This is a genomic window from Cryomorphaceae bacterium (assembly GCA_017798125.1).
In the GTDB taxonomy this organism is placed as follows: Bacteria; Bacteroidota; Bacteroidia; order Flavobacteriales; family ECT2AJA-044; genus ECT2AJA-044.
The window spans coordinates 1598086-1619446 of record CP059070.1; the positions used below are offsets into that span (position 1 = coordinate 1598086).

The 21361-nt window shown below is 48.8% G+C and carries 13 protein-coding genes; 7 read left to right on the plus strand and 6 right to left on the minus strand.

Annotation, left to right across the window (positions count from 1 at the left end):
* Positions 1–53 precede the first annotated feature (53 nt).
* The 5 genes from rpoC to HZ996_06850 all read left to right on the plus strand — a co-directional run bounded on the left by rpoC (position 54) and on the right by HZ996_06850 (position 8032).
* Positions 54–4367, plus strand: coding sequence for a DNA-directed RNA polymerase subunit beta' (gene rpoC / locus HZ996_06830; protein ID QTN40016.1), 4314 nt, complete (start codon positions 54–56; stop codon positions 4365–4367).
* Between the two features lies 1 nt (position 4368).
* Positions 4369–4686 (plus strand): DUF3467 domain-containing protein, encoded by a 318-nt coding sequence (locus tag HZ996_06835; protein ID QTN38863.1) that lies wholly within the window; start codon positions 4369–4371, stop codon positions 4684–4686.
* 219 nt (positions 4687–4905) lie between these two features.
* Positions 4906–5604 carry a response regulator transcription factor gene (locus tag HZ996_06840; GenBank protein ID QTN38864.1) on the plus strand — a complete coding sequence of 233 codons (699 nt, stop codon included), beginning with the start codon at positions 4906–4908 and terminating at the stop codon, positions 5602–5604.
* A 4-nt stretch (positions 5605–5608) separates the two neighbouring features.
* Positions 5609–7066, plus strand: coding sequence for a HAMP domain-containing histidine kinase (locus tag HZ996_06845; GenBank protein QTN38865.1), 1458 nt, complete (start codon positions 5609–5611; stop codon positions 7064–7066).
* Between the two features lie 87 nt (positions 7067–7153).
* Entirely contained in the window at positions 7154–8032 is an 879-nt protein-coding gene (locus HZ996_06850; GenBank protein ID QTN38866.1) for an anti-sigma factor, read from the plus strand.
* Positions 8033–8083: 51 nt separating this feature from the next.
* On the opposite strand, the gene HZ996_06855 is transcribed toward HZ996_06850, so the two are convergent.
* The 3 genes from HZ996_06855 to HZ996_06865 form a co-directional block, all read right to left on the minus strand.
* Positions 8084–8866, minus strand: coding sequence for an ABC transporter substrate-binding protein (locus tag HZ996_06855; protein QTN38867.1), 783 nt, complete (start codon positions 8864–8866; stop codon positions 8084–8086).
* Complete coding sequence (locus HZ996_06860) at positions 8866–9852, minus strand: pyridoxal-phosphate dependent enzyme (GenBank protein ID QTN38868.1); 987 nt, start codon at positions 9850–9852, stop codon at positions 8866–8868. The genes HZ996_06855 and HZ996_06860 overlap by 1 nt, the downstream gene beginning before the upstream one ends.
* An 80-nt stretch (positions 9853–9932) precedes the next feature.
* Complete coding sequence (locus HZ996_06865; protein ID QTN38869.1) at positions 9933–11162, minus strand: ABC transporter permease; 1230 nt, start codon at positions 11160–11162, stop codon at positions 9933–9935.
* A 16-nt stretch (positions 11163–11178) separates the two neighbouring features.
* Between HZ996_06865 and HZ996_06870 the strand changes: the two genes are divergently transcribed.
* Together HZ996_06870 and HZ996_06875 are read left to right on the plus strand one after the other, a co-directional pair.
* The gene (locus HZ996_06870; protein QTN40017.1) at positions 11179–12354 is read left to right on the plus strand and encodes a DUF1343 domain-containing protein; all 1176 of its coding nucleotides are present in this window, start codon (positions 11179–11181) and stop codon (positions 12352–12354) included.
* A gap of 43 nt (positions 12355–12397) precedes the next feature.
* Positions 12398–12874, plus strand: a complete 477-nt coding sequence (locus HZ996_06875; protein ID QTN38870.1) for a glutathione peroxidase — start codon at positions 12398–12400, stop codon at positions 12872–12874.
* Here HZ996_06875 and HZ996_06880 read toward each other — a convergent pair.
* From HZ996_06880 to HZ996_06890, 3 genes are read right to left on the minus strand one after another with little or no spacing between them, the layout of a single operon-like run.
* A complete protein-coding gene (locus HZ996_06880) occupies positions 12871–14013 on the minus strand; it encodes a hypothetical protein (GenBank protein QTN38871.1) in 1143 nt (380 codons plus the stop codon). The genes HZ996_06875 and HZ996_06880 overlap by 4 nt on opposite strands.
* 3 nt (positions 14014–14016) lie before the next feature.
* Positions 14017–16206 (minus strand): hypothetical protein, encoded by a 2190-nt coding sequence (locus HZ996_06885; protein ID QTN38872.1) that lies wholly within the window; start codon positions 16204–16206, stop codon positions 14017–14019.
* On the minus strand, positions 16203–21326 hold the full coding sequence (locus HZ996_06890) for an AAA family ATPase (GenBank protein ID QTN38873.1): 5124 nt from the start codon (positions 21324–21326) through the stop codon (positions 16203–16205). The genes HZ996_06885 and HZ996_06890 overlap by 4 nt, the downstream gene beginning before the upstream one ends.
* Positions 21327–21361 lie beyond the last annotated feature (35 nt).

Genomic DNA, 21361 nt, shown 5'->3' on the forward strand with positions numbered 1-21361 from the left:
GGCGCAGAAAAGCGACTTTATTATCATCTTTATCATGGCGATGAGAACAGAGAATAAACCCAAGAGTTCAACTTTTCAGCGATTACGATCAGTCTTTCAGCCCGGAGAAAATCCTGGAAGATTCGTGGGGAGAAGTGCTGAAGCCAGAAACGATCAACTACCGGACGCATAAGCCGGAGCGTGATGGTCTTTTCTGCGAGCGGATCTTCGGACCGGTCAAAGATTACGAATGCCACTGTGGTAAGTACAAGCGTATTCGCTACAAGGGAATTATCTGTGATCGATGCGGTGTGGAGGTAACCGAAAAGAAAGTACGTCGTGAGCGTATGGGGCACATCAATTTGGTGGTACCTGTAGCGCACATCTGGTACTTCAAATCGCTGCCAAACAAAATCGGATACTTGCTCGGATTGCCGACCAAGAAACTCGATATGATCATTTACTACGAGCGTTACGTCGTTATTCAAGCGGGTATCGCACAGAATGTGGATGGCGAGCCATTGCAGGTAATGGATTTCTTGACCGAGGAAGAGTACCTCGATATCTTGGATACTATTCCAGCAGAGAACCAGTATTTGGATGATGCAGATCCGAACAAATTCATCGCCAAGATGGGTGCGGATGCACTTCACGATTTGTTGAAGAACATCGATTTATTGGCCTTGTCTAGTGAATTGCGTCACAAAGCAAACACAGAGACTTCACAGCAACGTAAGAACGAGGCTTTGAAGCGTTTGCAAGTAGTGGAAGCATTCCGCGACGCGAATAACCGTATGGAGAACAATCCTGAGTGGATGATTATGAAGGTTGTTCCTGTAATTCCACCAGATCTTCGCCCATTGGTACCGCTAGATGGTGGACGTTTCGCGACCTCTGACTTGAATGACTTGTACCGTCGTGTGATCATCCGTAACAACCGCTTGAAGCGCTTGTTGGAGATCAAAGCACCTGAGGTGATCTTGCGTAACGAGAAGCGTATGCTTCAGGAGTCTGTAGACAGCTTGTTTGACAATACGCGTAAAGCCAGCGCTGTGAAAACGCAGAGCAACCGTGCTTTGAAATCGTTGTCGGACAGCTTGAAGGGTAAGCAAGGACGTTTCCGTCAAAACCTCTTGGGTAAGCGTGTTGACTATTCAGCTCGTTCGGTAATCGTCGTTGGACCAGAATTGAAGTTGTACGAATGTGGTCTTCCTAAGGGAATGGCTGCTGAGCTGTACAAGCCTTTTATCATCCGTAAGCTTATCGAGCGCGGAATCGTTAAAACGGTGAAGTCTGCGAAGAAGATTATTGACCGTCGTGATCCGGTCGTTTGGGATATTTTGGAGAACGTATTGAAAGGACACCCAGTTCTCTTGAACCGGGCCCCAACGCTTCACCGCTTGGGTATTCAAGCTTTCCAGCCCAAATTGATTGAGGGTAAAGCGATTCAGTTGCACCCACTCGTGTGTACGGCCTTCAACGCTGACTTTGACGGTGACCAGATGGCGGTTCACTTGCCTTTGGGTAATGAAGCGATTCTGGAAGCACAACTTTTGATGTTGGCCTCTCACAACATTTTGAACCCTGCGAATGGTGCTCCTATTGCGGTACCTTCTCAGGATATGGTCTTGGGTCTGTACTACATGACTAAGATCCGTAAGAGTTCTAAGAATGAAGTGGTTCGCGGTGAAGGATTGACCTTCTACTCTCCTGAAGAGGTGAACATTGCATATAATGAAGATCGTGTTGACTTGCACGCGTGGATCAAGGTGAAAACCAAAGACTTGGTACACGGTGAAATCAAGGACACCATGATCGAAACTACTGTAGGTCGTGTCATCTTCAACGAAGCTGTACCACCACAAGTAGGATACATTAACGAAGTATTGACCAAGAAAGCGCTTCGCGGAATTATTGCTCGCGTATTGAAGCACACGAGTTTGCCCGAGGCTGCGGCCTTCTTGGACGACATTAAGCAGTTGGGATATACCATGGCCTTCCGAGGTGGGTTGTCCTTCAACTTGGGTGATGTAATTATCCCAGAGGAAAAAGAGGAAATGGTGAAGAGTGCGATCGATCAGATCGAAGGAATCACCGGAAACTACAACATGGGATTGATCACCAATAACGAACGTTACAACCAGGTGATCGATGTTTGGACGAACACCAACGCGCGCTTGACTGAGCGTGTGATGGAGCGTTTGACTACAGACAACCAAGGATTCAACAGTATCTTTATGATGTTGGATTCTGGAGCACGTGGTTCTAAAGAGCAGATTCGTCAGCTTTCTGGAATGCGTGGTTTGATGGCCAAGCCGCAAAAATCTGGTAGCTCAGGTGGTGAGATTATCGAGAACCCGATTCTTTCAAACTTTAAGGAAGGTCTTTCGATTCTCGAGTACTTTATCTCTACCCACGGTGCACGTAAGGGTCTTGCGGATACGGCTTTGAAAACGGCTGACGCGGGTTACTTGACACGTCGTTTGGTGGATGTTGCCCAGGATGTCATCATTTCTGAAGTGGACTGCGGTACACTCCGCGGGTTGAATACAACGGCATTGCGCAAGAACGAGGAGATTGTAGAAAGCCTCTACGATCGTATCGTTGGACGTAACTCTTTGGTTGATGTGTATCACCCAGATACAGACGAAGTAATCGTCGAAGCGGGTGGATTGATTTCTGAGGATATCGCTGAGGCGATTGACAATGCGGGAATTGAAGCGGTTGAAATCCGTTCACCATTGACTTGTGAGTCCAGCAAGGGTATCTGTGCGAAGTGTTACGGACGTAACTTGGCTACAAACTCAACCGTTCAAATGGGAGAGTCAGTTGGAGTTATCGCGGCACAATCCATTGGTGAGCCTGGAACACAGTTGACGCTGCGTACCTTCCACGTTGGGGGTACGGCTTCGAACATCGCCGAAGAATCAACGATGATGGCGAAGTTTGAAGGAGTCATCGAATTTGACGAATTGCGTACGGTTGAAGGGGCCAAAGATCCTGTTACAGGAGAGCCAGACAACATCGTTATCGGTCGTACAGGTGAGATGCGCATCGTAGATCCTAAGTCGGGTCACTTGCGTTCCACCAACAACATTCCTTATGGAGCTAAGTTGTTTGTGAAGCCTGGACAGAAAATCGAGAAGGGTGATGTGATGTGCGAGTGGGATCCATACAACGCGGTAATCCTTTCGGAAACTGCGGGTACGATCAAATTCGACAACGTTATTGAGGGAATTACGTACCGCGTTGAGATTGACGAGCAAACCGGATTCCAGGAGAAGGTGATCTCGGAAATGCGCGATAAGAAGAAGATTCCTACCGTTCAGATTACATCTAAGAAAGGAGAGGTCATCAAGACCTACAACCTTCCAGTTGGAGCACACATCATGGTAAATGATGGCGATAAGATCGAAGCAGGTAAGGTACTTGTGAAGATCCCGCGCAGCAGTGCTAAAGCTGGTGATATTACTGGAGGTCTTCCACGGGTAACTGAGCTCTTCGAAGCGCGTAACCCATCGAACCCATCAGTAGTATCTGAAATCGACGGTATCGTTTCCTACGGAAAGATCAAGCGTGGTAACCGCGAGGTCATCGTAGAAAGCCGTACAGGTCAGGTGAAGAAGTACTTGGTTCCGCTATCGAAGCAGATCTTGGTACAGGAGAATGACTACGTACGTGCTGGAATGGCGATGTCTGACGGTGCCATTACCCCAACAGATATCTTGAGTATTCAAGGTACCACTGCTGTTCAGGAGTACATCGTGAATGAGATTCAGGAAGTATATCGTCTGCAAGGGGTGAAGATCAACGACAAGCACTTTGAAGTAATCGTTCGTCAGATGATGCGTAAAGTGCAAATCGTCGATTCAGGAGATACCAAGTTCTTGGAGCATCAACTCGTGCACAAGTACGACTTCATGGAAGAGAATGATTGGATTTACAACAAGCTCGTCGTTACTGACCAAGGAGAAAGTGAAAAGCTACGCAATGGTCAGATCATCACCGCACGTGAATTGCGTGATGAAAATAGCTTCTTGAAGCGCAACGACAAGCAGTTGGTAGAAACGCGTGAAGCGTTGCCAGCAGTTGCCCGTCCAATTCTCCAGGGAATTACCCGAGCATCACTCCAGACCAAGTCCTTTATCTCAGCGGCTTCCTTCCAGGAAACCACAAAGATATTGAACGAGGCTGCAGTAAGCGGAAAGGTCGACTACCTCGAAGGCTTGAAAGAGAATGTGATCGTAGGTCACAAGATCCCAGCTGGTACAGGTTTGCGTGAATACGAAGATTTGATCGTAGGAAGCAAAGAAGACTTGGAGGCCATGATGCAGAAGGCTGCCGAAGAAAAAGCGGCAGAGAAAGCTAAAGTAGAAGAGGAAGCTTAAGATGGCTGATCAGAATCAAGACCAAGGCAATCAAATCAACATTGAATTGCCCGAAGAAATCGCGGAAGGGACGTATAGTAACTTGGCGATCATCAATCACAGTCCGGCGGAGTTTGTCGTCGACTTTGTGAAGATGATGCCCGGTGTGCCCAAAGCGAAAGTTAAGTCTCGAATTGTTTTGACGCCCCAGCACGCCAAGCGTTTGATGCGTGCTTTGGCCGATAACGTACAAAAGTACGAGCAGCAATTCGGTGAGATTCAAGAAGACAACCGAGGCAACATTCCGCTGAATTTCGGCGGACCGACTGCCCAAGCTTAAGCTCTAGAAATAGTAAGAAGCCGCTTCGGAAACGAGGCGGCTTTTTTTGTCCCTTTAAATTGCTCGCGTAGTTTCGACGGGGCTCTATAGGACACCTTCAATAGTCACGAAATATTGCGCGCCTTTTTTGCCCATTTTGCTGGCCTTCAGGGCCAAATGTAAGCACCGTGACATTTTCGTGATACTTAGCTTCTAGCTTTGTAAGTCAAACGCTGACTTATGAAGAAGGTACTCGTTGTAGAAGACGATCAAGATATCCGAGACTTGATTACGCTTCATTTGGAAGATATGGACTGCACACCCACAGGCGTGGGGGATGGGAACCGTGGACTTCAAGAGGCATTGACTGGAAACTACGATCTAGTTCTTTTGGACCTCATGCTCCCCGGAACGGACGGCATTTCGATTTGCCAAAAGATGAGAGCGCTTGAAGTTTTCACCCCTGTTATGATGCTTACGGCTCGAAGCGAAGAATTCGATAAGGTACTCGGCTTAGAAAGTGGAGCTGATGACTACCTGACCAAGCCTTTTGGCATTCGTGAAATGAAGGCAAGAGTCAAGGCCTTGTTGAGAAGAGAAGAGCGTTTGAAAAGCAACTCTGGTTCAGAACGCCAGCGCATTGAGCGAGGAGGATTGCTCATAGACTTGGAGCAACGAAAGGTGGAAATTGATGGTGAGCGAATTGAGCTTACTCCAAAGGAGTATGAATTGTTGGTGTTGCTCGCAGATTCACCAGGCCAGAGTTTCAGCAGAGAGCAACTGCTTCTTCATATATGGGGCTACGAATTCAAAGGCTATGAGCATACGGTAAATTCACACATAAACCGGTTGCGGACCAAAATCGATAAGGACAAAGCTGACGCTCCTTTTATTCTAACGACTTGGGGCGTGGGTTACCGCTTCAACGATCAACTTTAATCTCATGGGCCAAAGTTTTAAAAATAGCCTTGTCTGGCGACTGAGCTTGGTATTGTTCCTTCTCTTTGTCGTTATCGGAATCTCCTACGTGTTTTTCACGGCGAACACCATGCGAGAGTACCATCAAAAGACCACACAGCAGCTCCATGCACACGTAGCTGAACATATGCTGCTAGAGGTGCAGCCCTTTGTAGATGGGGAAGTCAATGAAGCGGCATTGGGTCAAATCATGCACTCCATGATGGCGGTCAACCCTAATCTGGAGGTATACCTCGTGGATCCCTCTGGCGAAATTCTCTCCTATGTGGTTTTGGACAAAGAGGTTCGCCTGAACAGCATAGAATTAGAACCCGTACAAAAGTTCCTCTCCAGCTCGGGATGCGCCTATGTTTTGGGCGACGACCCTCGGATTCCCGGCAGAAAGACCATTTTTTCGGCTACAGAAGTATTGGAAGCTGGCCAGCTACTCGGCTATGTTTACATGGTCCTGGCCAGCGACCAGTACGAAACGGTCTCCGCCTCCCTGTATTCCGACTATTTCATGCAGCTTGGTACTCGATCTTTCGTGATCACTCTGATTTCGGCGCTTCTTATCAGCGTTGCTTTGATTTTCTTGCTCACGCGTAACCTCCGTCAGATTATTAAGACGGTGCAGCAATACGAGAACGGAGATCTTACGGCCCGGGTACCCATTACCTCCGATAACGAATTGGCCGCCGTAGGGCGCACCTTCAATCAGATGGCGGATACCCTCAGCGCTAATATCGAAGAGCTCAAAAAAGTCGATCGCCTACGGCGCGATTTAATTGCCAACGTCTCCCACGATCTTCGCAGTCCAATGGCAGTGATCCAAGGGTACATTGAAACCCTTGCCCTCAAGAACGATTCCCTCACAGCGGAACAACGGGCCGAATACTTTGAGCGCGTGCTGCGCAGCAGCGACAAATTAGAGCGACTTGTGGCCAGCCTCTTCGAGCTATCCAAATTGGAAAGTGATCAAATGGAGCTTCACCTAGAAACGACAACACCCGAAGAATTGGTTCGTCATTCTGCAGAAGACTTTTCCCTCTTGGCGTCTGAGAAGGGATTGGAGTTCGACCTCGAAGTTCAACCAGACCTGCCGGAGGTACAAGTGGATCCTGCGCTATTCCAACGCGTTTTGCAGAACTTACTCGACAACGCCATCAAGTATACCCCCGAAGCCGGATTCGTGGCCCTAAGGGTCAAAAAAGAGGAGGAGGAGATTAGGTTTGAAATCGAGAATTCTGGCCCGGGAATTCCAAGTGAAGACGTCCCGCATCTTTTTGATCGTTATTACCGCGCTCAGGCCAAGGACAACAAAGGGACGGGACTCGGTTTGGCTATCGTTAAACGGATTTTGGATCTGCATCAATCCGTGATCGCAGTGGTCAGCAAGGCCAATCAGAGCACCACTTTTGCCTTCTCCTTACCCTCGGCGTGAGGAAGGTCACGAAAAAGTGAAGAGCCCGTGATTTTTTCGTGATACTCTCGGAGGATCTTTGACTCAGAAATCATAAAAAAAGAAATTATGAAAACTGCGTCTTTACTACTCTTAGGAGTATCCCTTTTTGCCTTCACTGCATGTTCAGAAGATGACGACGATTCATCTTCCAACCAAGGCAACCTTGAACTCAACCTTTCACAATTGGCTCAAGTCGAGGCCGATGAAGTCTACGAAGGATGGATCATTGTCGATGGTGCCCCAGTCAGCACGGGAACCTTTACTGTTGATGATGCCGGAGTTCTTTCCCGCACACGATTTACCGTAGACGAGGCGGACCTCGCAGCGGCAACTGATTTTGTATTGAGCATTGAGCCCAAGCAAGACAATGACCCTGCTCCAAGCGACATTAAAATTCTAGGAGGAGCTTTCAACGGTGATGAGGCCATGGTATCTGCGGCGCACCCAGCTGCTCTGAATGCAGATTTGTCCAATGCAATGGGAACATATTTATTGGCAACGCCGACCACGAGCGATATGACGGACGAGCTGAGTGGAGTTTGGTTTCTCGATGGGAGTAACGGCTCGGCTGGATTAGACCTCCCGGCGTTGCCTGCGAATTGGATCTACGAAGGATGGGCCGTGATCAACGGTACCCCTGTCTCTACAGGAAGATTCAGCGATCCTTCTGTCGCGGATCTAGACGCACCGTTCAGCGGAACGGACGCTGGATCTCCTCCTTTCCCTGGCGAAGACTTTGTCATGAATGCGCCAAATGGGTTGACCTTCCCTGTGGATTTGGCGGGTATGCCTTTGGTCATCTCCATTGAGCCCAATCCGGACAACTCAGAAGCTCCATTTGCTTTCAAACCCCTGTTCACGATGGCCGGTGCCATGGATCATGTGAACTATCCAATTGAAAATCAAGTGGCAAGTAATTTTCCTACGGGTTCGGTCTCCAGATAACCCAAACTATCTCGAGCCCGAGAAGCCCCGGTATCACATGGTTGCCGGGGCTTATTTTTTGCCTAATTCCCTCAAATAGGAAGGCGTCTTCACCAGGCGACTTCCATACCAGCTGAAGAGTTCGCCATCCACCAATTCAATGTGCGCCTGCGGCGCGATGCGCCTCAACTCCTCCATATGCTCCTCCTTGAAGGGATAGGGCTCAGAAGACAAGAAAATGCGCTCGGCATTCTGCCACCTCTGATCGGTTAAATCAACTTCAGGATACCGGCTTTCCTCACCAAAAACATTCGCAAAGCCACCCTCTTCGAGCATAGCGTGAATAAAAGTGTCCCCGCCAACACTCATATAGGGATTCTTCCAGATGAGATAGGCAACAGGCACTGAGTCCCGTTGCGCGGCCCTTAAGGCCTGAAACGGGCCTTCAATGCGTTCAATGAGTTCTGCAGCTTTTTCCGGACGGTTCACGAGGTGGCCAACCGATTCGATCATGGAAAGGGCATCGCTGAGGTTCTGAACATCACTGATCCACACCGGGAATTCCGATGCAAGCGCTTCAATGCCCTCAAGCTCATTCTCTTCTTTATTGGCGATGATGAGGTCAGGCCTCAGATCCCGAATCCGATCGAGCTTAAAGTCTTTGGTTCCGCCTACGCGCGTCTTCTTAAACCGCCATTGATCGGGATGTACGCAAAAGCGCGTCAATCCAACAACCTCGTCATCGAGGCCCAGATCAGCTAATAATTCTGTTTGAGAGGGAACCAGTGAAATGATGCGCTTGGGTGCCTCCGGCACTGCCACGGTTCTTCCCAGCTGATCAATAAATGGGCGCATTAGGCGTCAATAAAGCCCTGTTCCTTCATCCAGTCATCATTGTAGACCTTGCCTACATAACGACTTCCGTGATCGTGAAAAAGGACCACAATGACCGAGTCTTCGTCGAAGCGATCCTTCATTTGAACAACCGCTTGCATGGCTGATCCACAGGAATATCCCAAGAAGAAGCCTTCGGTTTGGGCCAGCTCGCGACACATGAGCGCGCCTTCTTTGTCCCCAACTTTTTCGAAGTGATCGATCAAGCTGAAATCCACATTCTTCGGCAAGATATCCTCGCCAATACCTTCGGTGATGTACGAGTAGATTTCGTTTTCATCAAATTCGCCAGTCTCGTGGTACTTTTTGAAAACAGAACCATAGGAATCTACGCCCAAGGTCTGAACATCAGGATTCTGCTCTTTCAAATAGCGCGACGTACCGGAAACAGTACCTCCTGTACCTACACCTACAACGAAGTGCGTCACTTTCCCTTCCGTCTGCTCCCAAATTTCAGGGCCGGTGCTTTCGTAATGTGCTGCCCGGTTGCTCAGGTTGTCGTATTGAAAGGGGTAAAAGCTATTCGGGATTTCGCGAGCTAAGCGCTCTGCAACTTTGTAGTAGGAACGTTCGTCCTCTGGAGTCACATCCGTAGGGCAAACCACCACTTCAGCGCCCATCGCCTTTAGGACATCCATCTTTTCCTTGCTCTGCTTATCGCTCATGGTACAAATCAACTTGTACCCTTTTATCACGGCCGCAAGGGCAAGCCCCATTCCCGTATTCCCTGAAGTACATTCAATGATGGTTCCTCCAGGGGTGATTTTACCTTCCGCTTCCGCGTCTTCAATCATCTTCAAGGCCATTCGGTCCTTCACCGAATGCCCAGGATTGAAGTATTCCACCTTTCCCAAGAGGGTTCCTGGAATTCCGTATTTCTTGGCAATGCGATCCATGCGGATCATAGGAGTGTCACCAATGGTATCGAGGATGCTGTCGTAAATCATGCCGCGCTTTTCGTTGTGCTGTAGTTGGCGGCAAAGGTACCCATTCTTGGGCGGATTAGCGAGGCCCTACGGGCCGATGATTAATCAAATCGGAGGGCTCGCGCTGGGGGTATCCGAGTGACTAGGTAGGAGGGGAGGATCAGAACAATCAAGCACAAAACAAGTGTTCCCAAATTGATGGCGCTCCATTGCCATAAGTGCAGCGCCACCGGGGCTTCACTGACGTAGTAGGTGCTTTCATCGAGGGTCACCAATCCGAATTGATCCTGAAGCAACAAAAGACCGCCGCCGATGAGGTTCCCCCAGAAGAGTCCCCATCCGATGAGATAGAACGCATCGTAGAGAAATATCCGTCGAATGCTCCAATTTCGAGCCCCTAGTGCTTTCATGGTACCGACGAAAGGAGTCCGCTCCAATATTAATATCAGCAGGGCCGTGGACATGTTTATCGCCGCAACGGCCACCATGATGGCCAATACAATGAAGATGTTTAAATCAAAAAGGGCTAGCCATTCAAAAATCTGAGGGCTTTTTTGCTTGGCCGTTCGTGCAATGAGGTTGTAGTCGATGAGTGCATTTACTTGAGCGCCTATCATCACCAAATTGTCGAACTCGTCAATGAGCACTTCAAATCCACCCACCTGATCGGTTCCCCAGTCGTTGAGGTTTTGAATATCACTCAACCGTCCCATCACATACAGCTGATCGTATTCCTCAAGATCTGTTTTGTAGATTCCGCTGACCGTGAAAGGCAATCTCCGCGGATTTTTGGGCGGTGGTTGCACAAAGTAGAGCAGGACTCTGGATCCCGTTTCTAAGTTCAGTCTGCGCGCGAAATAATCGCTGACGAGAATTTCTCGATTCGATGTATCAGAAAGACTCGGGAATCGGCCTTCATTCAAGTAGGGGAGAAAGGGGGTCCAATCGTATTCTTCTCCGAGTCCTTTGAGCACAATACCCTCGAAATCATCACGAGTCTTCATGACGCCAGCCTTCGTGGCATAGCTTTGGATGCGGTTTACTCCAGGAAGCTCTTGGACTTCTTTAATCCAATCGGCTTCCGCCTCAATTGGAATGGGCTCAAAGCTCGAGTTCTGGTCGAAGTTGGTGATTTGGATGTGCCCGGTGAAACCGATTACTTTGTCGCGGATCTTGGATTTCAGCCCTGTTCCAACCGAAACGGCAATCAACATTACCGCAAAGCTTAAGGCAACGGCGATAATGGCCACCCGAATAATTGGACCGCTGATACTGCGATCACTTGCTTCGGCTTTCGAAAGTCGACGCGCTATAAACCACTCAAACCGCATATGCATGCACGAATTAATGCGCGCTAAAGGTATAAAATTGACGTTCCTCGGCCTTCTATTGAGCCTTTTGGGACAGGGCCAAGTCAAAACTGGCGCTGAACAATTGAACCGTTACCGTCCTCTGTTGTACGGCAAATCCGTCGCTGTCGTCGCAAACCCCACTTCAATCGTTGGCGATCAGCACCTCATTGATACCCTTCTTAGCCTAGGTGTGGATGTCCAGAAAGTCTTTGCCCTAGAGCACGGTTTCAGAGGTGATGTTCCAGATGGCGAAAAAATAGCGGACGGGAAAGACCCCAAAACGGGACTTCCGGTCATCAGCTTATACGGTAGCCACAAAAAACCCATCAAGGAGGACATGGAAGGGATTGACGTCGTCGTCTTCGATATTCAGGATGTAGGTGTGCGCTTCTACACCTTCGTCAGTTCCATGAGCTACATCATGGAAGCGTGCGCGGATTTTGATGTTGACTTTTTGATTCTAGATCGTCCTAATCCCAATGGTTTTTATGTGGATGGCCCCATGAACCACCTACCGGAGCCTTCCTTCATTGGCTTGCATCCCATTCCCGTGGCACATGGTTTGACTTTGGGTGAGTATGCTCGGATGGCTATTGGCGAAGGATGGCTTCAAACGGAGAATGAGCTCGACTTCAAAGTTGTGCCTTGCTCCGGATATGACCACAATACGAGATACGCTCTTCCCGTCAATCCATCACCCAATTTGCGCTCTATGTCGGCAGTCTATCTCTATCCTTCTCTTTGCTTCTTTGAAGGGACCAGTGTGAGCATCGGGCGAGGAACAGAGAAGCCTTTTGAGGTAGTGGGCGCCCCCTGGATGCCCCCAGGTACAACCAGCTTTACGCCGAAAGCAGGATTCGGATCCTATCACCCAAAGCACGAAGGCCAATTGTGTCAGGGCTTTGATTTGACCACTTTTGGAAGAGATTTTATTCCTGCAAATGGGCAAATCAACCTTTTTTGGCTGCTCGATGCGTATCGTCTCTGCCCGGAAGGTGAGGAGTTTTTTGCGAGGCCGAACTACTTCGATCTTCTTGCCGGCGGTCCAACACTTAGGGAACAGATTATTGCAGGACGGACAGAGGAGGAGATTCGAGAGGCTTGGGAGAAAGAGCTACTTCAGTTTAAATTCAAACGGAAAAAGTATTTGCTTTATCCTGATTTTGAATAGAACTTCGTGCAACTTTTACTGTTAGTAGAAAAAACAACAGATTATGTCCATCTACGAGTTCTCGACGAAAAAATCCACTGGCGAAGAGATTTCTATGGGGGATTTCAAGGGTAAAACACTCTTGGTCGTCAACACAGCATCCGAGTGTGGCCTCACTCCACAGTTCAAGGGACTGGAGGAACTCCACGACAAATACGGAAAAGATGGGCTGCAAATCATCGGATTTCCATGCAATCAATTCGCGAGTCAAGAGCCGCTGACCAATGAGGAGATGGCCAATATCTGCGAATTGAATTACGGTGTCACCTTTCCGCTGACCCAAAAGGTCAAAGTGAACGGAAAAGATGCTGATCCTATCTTCAAATACTTGAAAAAGGCCTTACCGGGAACCTTAGGAAATGCTGTGAAATGGAATTTCACCAAGTTTTTGATCGGCCCGGACGGCACGCCCATTAAGAGATACGCTCCCACAACAACACCGGAAGCGATTGAGTCGGATATCGCGGAACACTTGCCTTAAGACTCCCGACTTGACTTACTGACTTTCTCTCTCTGTATCTTGGCCCAATCGCCAGAGTTGCGGTCGTCGTTATTGGGAATCGCATTTGGATACCCAAATAGTCGATAGCTCAACATTCGCGCCACCCGAGCTTTTTCACTGTGTGATCGCATGTAATTCAAGCTATTGTAGTCGTAAATGCTCTTGGCCTTGATAATTCCCAACGACTTGGGCATATGGTTCAAAGAAAAGCTGGTTCGGCAACTTTCCTTCCAATCGTAGGTGTGATCAATCTCTATGACGGCCAAATCGTGCCATGGATGAGCATGTTCGTCCCAAGGAACCATATTGTTGAATATTTCAGGATCATCGTCGTCCTGGGCAATACGGGTTTGAATCTGCATCATGTATTTAGCCCCTTCTCTTTTCACACGATCCTCGTATTCATACTTCAGGTAGTTCCGACCTTTAGTTTCGTGGGGTAGAATACGCTGGTTTCCAGTATCCACAGTAGAAGGGTCTTTCATGATACCAGTTTCGGGTTCGTTGTCATAGGGGCGTACGCGGTATTTAGCATAACGCGGTATGTCGTCCTTGCCCAAGAATCGAAAGGGCGTTTTGCAATAGTAACGAAGGTTGTGAAAGCTGATCGGATCTCTCCGCAAGGCCACTTGGGCGCCCAACAATCCTTCGGGATACTTTTTGTAATAGTCGATGTACTCAATTCCGTACTTCTCCCGACGAAGCTTGGCAAACTGCATGAAGCTCTGAGCAGACCAGAACAGGCTGACCTCACCTGTATTCATTTCAATGTCAAAGGGGCTTTTGAAGTGCTCATCACTGAATTTGATCGACATGGATCGAATACAGTTCATCGCGTCATCCAAAAAGGTAGCAGAGGCATGTCGAATTCGCGCCGGAAAGACTCGGCCCGGTGAGAAGAATTCGTGTTCTGGGAATTTAGGGTCCTTTACGATGGTCACTTTACCACCGCCGGCAATCCCGTTGTCATGTGACATGCGTTTTCGATGCGTCAGGCTCAATGTAAATACGATGGCCCAGCTAAACATTTCGCTGAAAAGCCATAGATAAAAACGGTTCCAAAGACCACGAATCCCGCGTTCAGCGGTATGCTCAATATGTATTGCCGTTGAACTCATAGCTTAGATGTTGGTTCGCGATTCAATGTTGTCGATTTCCACGTATAACTCTTCGAAATCGGTTCTCTTTTCCTCGAGTAAGTGAGAGAACAGCGGATCAATATCGTGTTCTTCATTGCGGGTAATGAACCCGTATTCTGTGCGAGAAAGCAGGTTGCTAAACCACATCATCTGCGTAGAGCGAGTGAGATCCGGAGCTATGGAATAGTCATCCTCGGGCCGGAATATTCCGTCCTTGTGTTCTCCAAACCTCAACCCGAGGCTGCTGTACAGAACCTCTCCAATATCTTCATACTGATGCTCGTTCACCCAGGTGTGCATAAAGGTCGCCGTCATAATGGCGTACTTACAAGCGTCTTTCAAATTGTCCATATCCCCGGCATCAGGTTCCAGTGGATTGTGCGTAATAGGGCTCATGCTTCGCCGATGCCCTTCAAAAGAGCTGCGTTCAAGCTTTGGATCGAAACGATATCGTGCATGGTAGTAGTCGATTCGCTTGCGCTCGAAGGCAGCGGCGTCCGGAGCTAAGCTCTCCAGATCCCTCTTATCGTGAAAAACCGGCGCGCTATTGTTGACCAAATCCTCAGAAAAGCGATAGACCTCAAACCATTCTTTACGAATTCCCGCTTCATTTTTCTGAAAGAAGTCATCCACAAAATCACAGACCACCTCCCAAAAGAGATGTTCTGCTTTGGCATAAGTATGTTGATCGTTAATGATCTCCATCGGCGACCAATTCTTCCAGTCCAACACACCCATCATGTCCGTACATCGTTCCACAATTCCATTGGCTGTCATGGCCGAGGCCCTTGGAATATATCCAGGCCCAATCAGAATATCGTCGGCGCTGTGGTTCACCAATACCACCTCTTTGAGGTGAGGGAAGAGCAGAGTGCTCAAAGGACTTTTCCTTAGGTTTCTCCGCCCGGCTATGGCAAATTGTTCGGTATTGACGTGTGTCCCTGCAAAGTGATCGTCCAATTCCGTAGAAAGGGCTCCCGATACGCGTGCAACCCTCTTCGCCTGTTCCCACTTTTCGCCGTCTGCGGGTGTAAAACGTCGCTGCTGGAAGGGGGATTTATCGTACTGATTGGTCGGTCCAGTCGTGATGATTTCTTCGGGAACAGGAAGCCCGTCTGGAGCAATATGGAACTTCATTTCCACCGTTGGAAATGCATACTCATCGTTTACCTCGTAATTGCATGCTCCGAAGTACCGCACCCAGTAACGGTCCGATTCGTGCTCGTCCGGCACAAAGGTTGCACAGTTCATACCGTTCATCATCCGGCGTCCAAACCAGTAGTCACAGCGCGTTGAGCCAGGCATTTTTTCCTCCATCGCCACCGTCAAATTCTTCGGATAATCCTTCTGGATTTCCTTGATGCTCAAGGAGTCAGGGTCAAGTGCAATTTGCGCCAGATGCTTGTCCTTTGTCAGTTCAATGGGCACAAACTGCTGCTGAATGGCATCATTACGACCATCACTGTAGTACTCTGGCGCATCCTCGTCGTGATCCTTAATCACCACCCGTGGAATGGGGACATCTCGGCGGTACTCCCAATAGAAGAGCTGAACATTGCCCAAATCCAAACCCATCCCCGTCATATCTCCTTTCGCGACCTTGAGCCGCTCAAAGGTTTGATATTCAGTGGTGGCGATTTCACTGTCCGGATGAAAAAAGACGTGCTCAATTTGGCAGACCTCGAAATGAAACGAATGATAGCGCCTACGGCGCGATTCCAAAAAGTCGAATTCCAACTTAACTATTCCGTCTCGATCGCTCCACCCTTCGGAAAACAAGCGCCATCCGCCAAGGCGCGTTCGCGCCCAAAGCTGACAAGGCATGTTGTGGATTGGAGTTGCGTAGTCATCACGCTTGGCAAAGGTCAACTTGGCCGTGACATAGGCGTCTTTACGATGCCCATGTATCGTCCGTCTTTTGGGCCAAATCTTCCGCTTCAATCGTTGAATGGCTTCAATCGTTCGCTGATAGAGCACCAATAGGTACTCAGCGATGCGAACGATCCAGCTGTTGATGATTTTCGATCTTCCAACTTCCAGGTGATTGATATTCCTGAGTTTAGGTCCAAAGAAACCACCTGAAGCGGAGTAATCTATTCGAGTTGCTTTGTGCGCCTCACGATAAACGCGTTCTATTTCTTCTTCGTTAGCGCCGGGTGGGAATAGGCTCATGTAGGGACTGGGGTGTTAACGGTTTCTACAAAGTACATGTCGACTTCGCCTTTGTGCTTGGCGTCGATTTTTCCCCTGTAGGTACATTCGAACAAATCTTTTACGGCATCAAACGTGCTTCCGGAGATATTGACCCTTCCGACCTCTCCTGAGGCTTCCATCCGAGCCGCGGTGTTCACGGTATCCCCCCAGATGTCGTATGCGAATTTTTTTGACCCCACGACACCTGCAACCACAGGTCCCGTGTGCAATCCAATACGGATTTCAAAAATGGGTTTTCCTTGCGCCTTTGAAACAGCCTTGTATTCTTCAATCCAATCACGCATTTCCAGGGCCGCTTTTACCGCATCTGCAGCGTGCGTCGAATTCGGCACGGGAAGACCGCCAACGCACATATAGGAATCTCCAATGGTCTTGATTTTTTCAATCTTATGAGCATCGCAGATCTTGTCAAAAGCGCCAAAACAGCGCCCCAATTCATCTACAATTTCTGCCGGACTTAGCTGCTCGCTCATTGTCGTAAAGCCTTTGAAATCAGTAAACAAGACCGTGACCATATCGAAATGTCGCGGGGTAGTCTTTCGATCCCGCTTAAGCTCCTCAGCGGTTTCTAAAGGAAGAATATTTAGGAGTAAATCGTCTGATTTCTTTTTCTCCGCAGCGAGTTCCGCGGTGCGTTCGGTTACTTTTTGCTCCAAGTTCTCGTACAGAATCGCGTTGTTGATGGAAACAGCAATTTGTCCGGATAGAAGGGCGAGAAGATCAATCCGATCTTGAGTGAAAGCTGCAGTGGCGTGATTATTCTCCAAGTAAAGTACCCCGTCCAGATTCCCGCGATTTAGAATAGGCAAGGACAGAATGGATTGAACTGATGAGTCCTTGATGTATTTGCACTGGGTATAGCGGACATCATTTTTGGCATCCTGTACCACTGCATTTTTCTTCGATTGAATGACATATGAGACCACGCTTTCAGACAAGGAAGCGCTGTCGTGGTAATCGGTTCCTTGAAGAATTTCCACCGTGGATCCTGAATCATCAGACTGGGCTTGAACCTTGAACTGAGCACCATCTTTGAGGAGTAGGATTCCTCGATCGGCACCGGCGTTCTCCATCACGATGTGCATCAGATTTTTCAGGAGCTTGTGTAAGACAATTTCACGGGTGATACTGGCTGAAGCCTTGATCACCGTGCTCATATCCAGGAGCATACTGTTCGTTCGGCCCATGGAACTGGATCCAGAAGTGGTCAGGGTGCCAATGCCAGAACTTCCATGCACACCACTAACGTAGTTCGGGTGTTCCTGCTCAAGAGCCCTCAATTTGGCCTGAGCTCCCCATTCTCTATAGGCATTGTAGGCGGATTTCAAATAGTGCTCCGCCAAACGCTCGGAGTTCTGTTTGATGTAGAATACACCGGCCAATTCATGAGCGATGGCCTCTTCATGTGTAAACGCATGTTGGCTGGCTCCTTTAATGGCCTCGTCATAAGCCAATCCAGCCTCCTTCATTCGTCCGCGAACTCGAAGTAATTCGGCTTTGAGCAAGTGGTATTTGTGCATGAAGTTTTCAGGAGCGTCCTTGGCCCACTTTTTCATTTGACGAATGGTCTTTCGCACCCGTCGAATGGACTTTCTTTTTTGTGCACCCGTACTTCGATCATAGAGGGCAAGAAGCGTCAGAGCCTCATAGAAGTGGTGATTGGGGATTTCGAACTTGGCTAATACGGCCTCCAAAAGCTTACGACTTTCCGCAGCATGATGTACGGCCTTTTCATACTCGCCGAAGCAGTAACAGAGTATGAGTTTGTTGAAATGAAGGAAGAAGGTTCCGGTTTGATCATTTCGCTCTTGGTTTTGAGCCATCATCTTCTCCTCGTCGTAGGCATCCCCTGTAAGAACAATGGGGTCTTTTGATTGCCCCATGAAGTTGAGCATTCCTTGACGATAGACCTCATTGTAGTTGAAGTTGGTCTCTTGCTTGAATTGATCGAAACTTTCGCTGTACGACCGGGTCTCAACTTCCAAACGATCGAGCGGCTTACCACTCAGGTAGCTGTGAATACAGTAGATATTAGTATTGACGCAAGCAAACTCAATCGCTCCGGTTTCCAAACCGATGTGGTAGGATTCCTGAAGGGGTCCCAGGGTCTGATCAATGTGCTCGTTCCAATTTACGATCAAGCAATACATCGGGGTATAGATCTGAGTCTTCCACTCCTTGGCCTTGTACTTCTCAAGAAGAATGAGTCCGAGTTTACCGTATTCGTAGCCGGATTTCATGGCGCCCAATACGCCACACATGATCACCCCGTAGGTGGCGAAGGCGAAGGCAGAAACCGCTGTATTCCCATATTTAAGCGAAAGCTCAACCATGCGGAACATGAGCAAGGGAAACAAGGTTGGAGTCGCCCAATAACTGGAACTGGCAATGTCGGCAATGATGCGCATGGCCGCGATTTTGTTCTCGTCGGTCATGGCGGGTAAATCCGCCAAGGTTTCGTTTGACTTGCCTCGAAGCTGAATTTTAGACTTGATCAATGCAGCCATAACATGGACCATTGTCGGCTTCTTGGGGAATTTCTCACCCAGTTGTGCCAGGAGCTCGAGCCCAGTGTTGATCGCTTCAATCAGCTTATTTTCAGCCTTGTAAGCTAAAATCTTAATCTCGTAGGACTTCACCTTTTCCAACAGATGCTCGGCGCGATCTATGACCGTATTGATCATTTGGTTCATCTGCTCAAAGTCCCCATTCAAATAGGCGGTCTCTCCGGCCAGGGCATGTAACTGGAGGGTAGTGCGGTACTGATTTTTCCACGGGTCCTTACTCAAAAGGTCGATTCCCGCCACAAAGTAGTCGTAGGCTACTTTGAAGGCAGAGGATTCTTTGGCTTTGATCCCGGCTCGAAGGTTCAGCTCACAGAGCTCCGTTCTTTCTACTTCGTTTTCGATCAGTCGAACCCCCCAATTGAGCTGATTGACGATGTCAAACAGCTTATCTTCCAACACCTGATCGTCGGCATTTTGCAGCAGTAGTCGACCGATGCGAAGGTGATTGGCATCGCGTTCTTCCTCTGGGATGAGAGAATACACTGCTTGTTGGATGCGGTCGTGGGCAAATTTGAAGCCTTCATCTCCGTAGGGGAGCAAGAGCCCTTCCGCTAGGGCTGGTTGGAGATCAGCAATGGTATCTTCTTCGCTCTGCTCGCTAATAGTCATCAGCGTTGCCCGGTCAAATTGATTGCCGAAGCAAGCGGCGAACTTTAAAGCACTCTGTGTAGATTCGGGAAGTTTGAGGGCTTTAGCGGCCATGAAGTCCACCACATTATCCGTGATGTTTTTTTCCTGAATGCGCGCTAGGTTATAGGACCAAGATTTTTCGGACCGATCAAAGATCAGCAGCTCATCCTCGTAAAGGGATTTCAAGAATTGGGTGGCAAAAAAGGCGTTCCCTTGGGTCTTTTGAACCACGAGTTCGCAGAGGTCCTCGACGGCTTTAGGGTCCTTGTTGAGTGCGTCGGAGACTAATTCCTGAACGTGATCGTAGCTCAAGTTCCCAATATGGAGGTCGTAAACTTCAGCACCCGTTTTTCGAACGTCATCTACGGCAATCATAAAAGGGTGGGAAGGGCTGACCTCGTTATCCCGATAAGCTCCTATGAATAGGAGATAGGCATTGTCAGAGTCCGTAACTAGGGACTTCAGCAGGCTGAGAGAACTGGAATCTGCCCATTGCAAGTCATCGATGAAAACCACCACTGGGTGCTCCTCCGTAGAAACGGCATTGACAAACTTTCGAAAGACATAGTTGAAACGATTCTGGGCCTCCGAGCCTCCGAGTTCCGGCACCTCAGGTTGTTCGCCAATGACCAATTCAAGGTTGGGAAGTACGTCTGTCAACACTTTTCCTTCTTCACCAACCGCCTCGCGAATTTGCTCGCGTATGGCATCAAGCCGCAATGTGTTTTCACTCAGGAGAATGTCGATAAACTCATTGAAGGCCTGGAGCAAGGCGTAATAGGGGACCGATCGCTGGTATTGATCGAACTTTCCTTCGACAAAGTACCCGGCTTTTTCCGTTATCGGTTTGTGCACTTCATGCACCAATGCGGACTTTCCCGTTCCGGAATAGCCCGCGACGAGGACTAGCTCGAGCCCTCCTTCTGCCACATCGGTAAATTTTTGAAGTAGGACTTCAATTTCGCCATCCCGACCGTAGAGTCTTTGCGGTAAGCTAAACTTTCCGGAGTAGTCCTGTTCTTTGAGCCTAAACGGCTCGATGCTTTCTTTCGACGACCATTCCTCCGCGCAACGCTTCAAGTCGGCTTGCAATCCTTGAGCCGACTGGTAGCGCAATTCCGACTCCTTGGCCAAAAGAGTCATGACGATATCGGATATCGCCTGAGGAACTTTCGGATTGACCTCACTTGGGGAAGGAGGAGTGACGGCGATATGTCCATGGACAATTCCCATGGCATCTAGTCCTTGATAAGGTGTGCGGCCGCAGAGCATTTCGTAGTAAACAATGCCCAATGAATACAAATCGGTTCGATAGTCAATGACGCGATTCATTCGACCCGTTTGTTCCGGGCTCAGGTATTCCAACGTGCCATCCAGATGCTCTGGATTTCCGAGGTGCTGCTCTTTGAGCGTAATCTTCGAAGCAATACCAAAATCGATGATTTTCACCCAACGTTCCTGGAGGTTTACAATCATGTTGTTCCCCGAGATGTCCTTGTGGATGATGTTCTGATCGTGCAGCTCTGCTACTGCCGAAGCCATGGGAACAGCTAAATGTAGGAAGTCCCGGATGTCCTCTTGCTTTCCTTGGAAGGCTTCTTTGACCGTCTGACCTTCCACCCATTCAAGATACATGGCGTGTTTGCCCTTGTACTTTAAGCGTTGCAAAGCTTCTCGGGTACCAATCATACCGAGACCTTCGATAATATCGAATTCGTTGTAGAACTGGGAAATATCCCGAGGCGTCGGGAATTCATAGTTCAGGAGCTTGAGCAAAACGGGTTTGTTCCACTCCGAGTCCTCGTAGAAGTAAATCTTGGACTTCTTGCTCTCGTAGATCAGTTTGTCGGCCATAGGCGTTGCAGGACGCAAAGCGTCCAAGGCGGTTTGGTTTGGTGGCGTAATAGCCGGGTTGT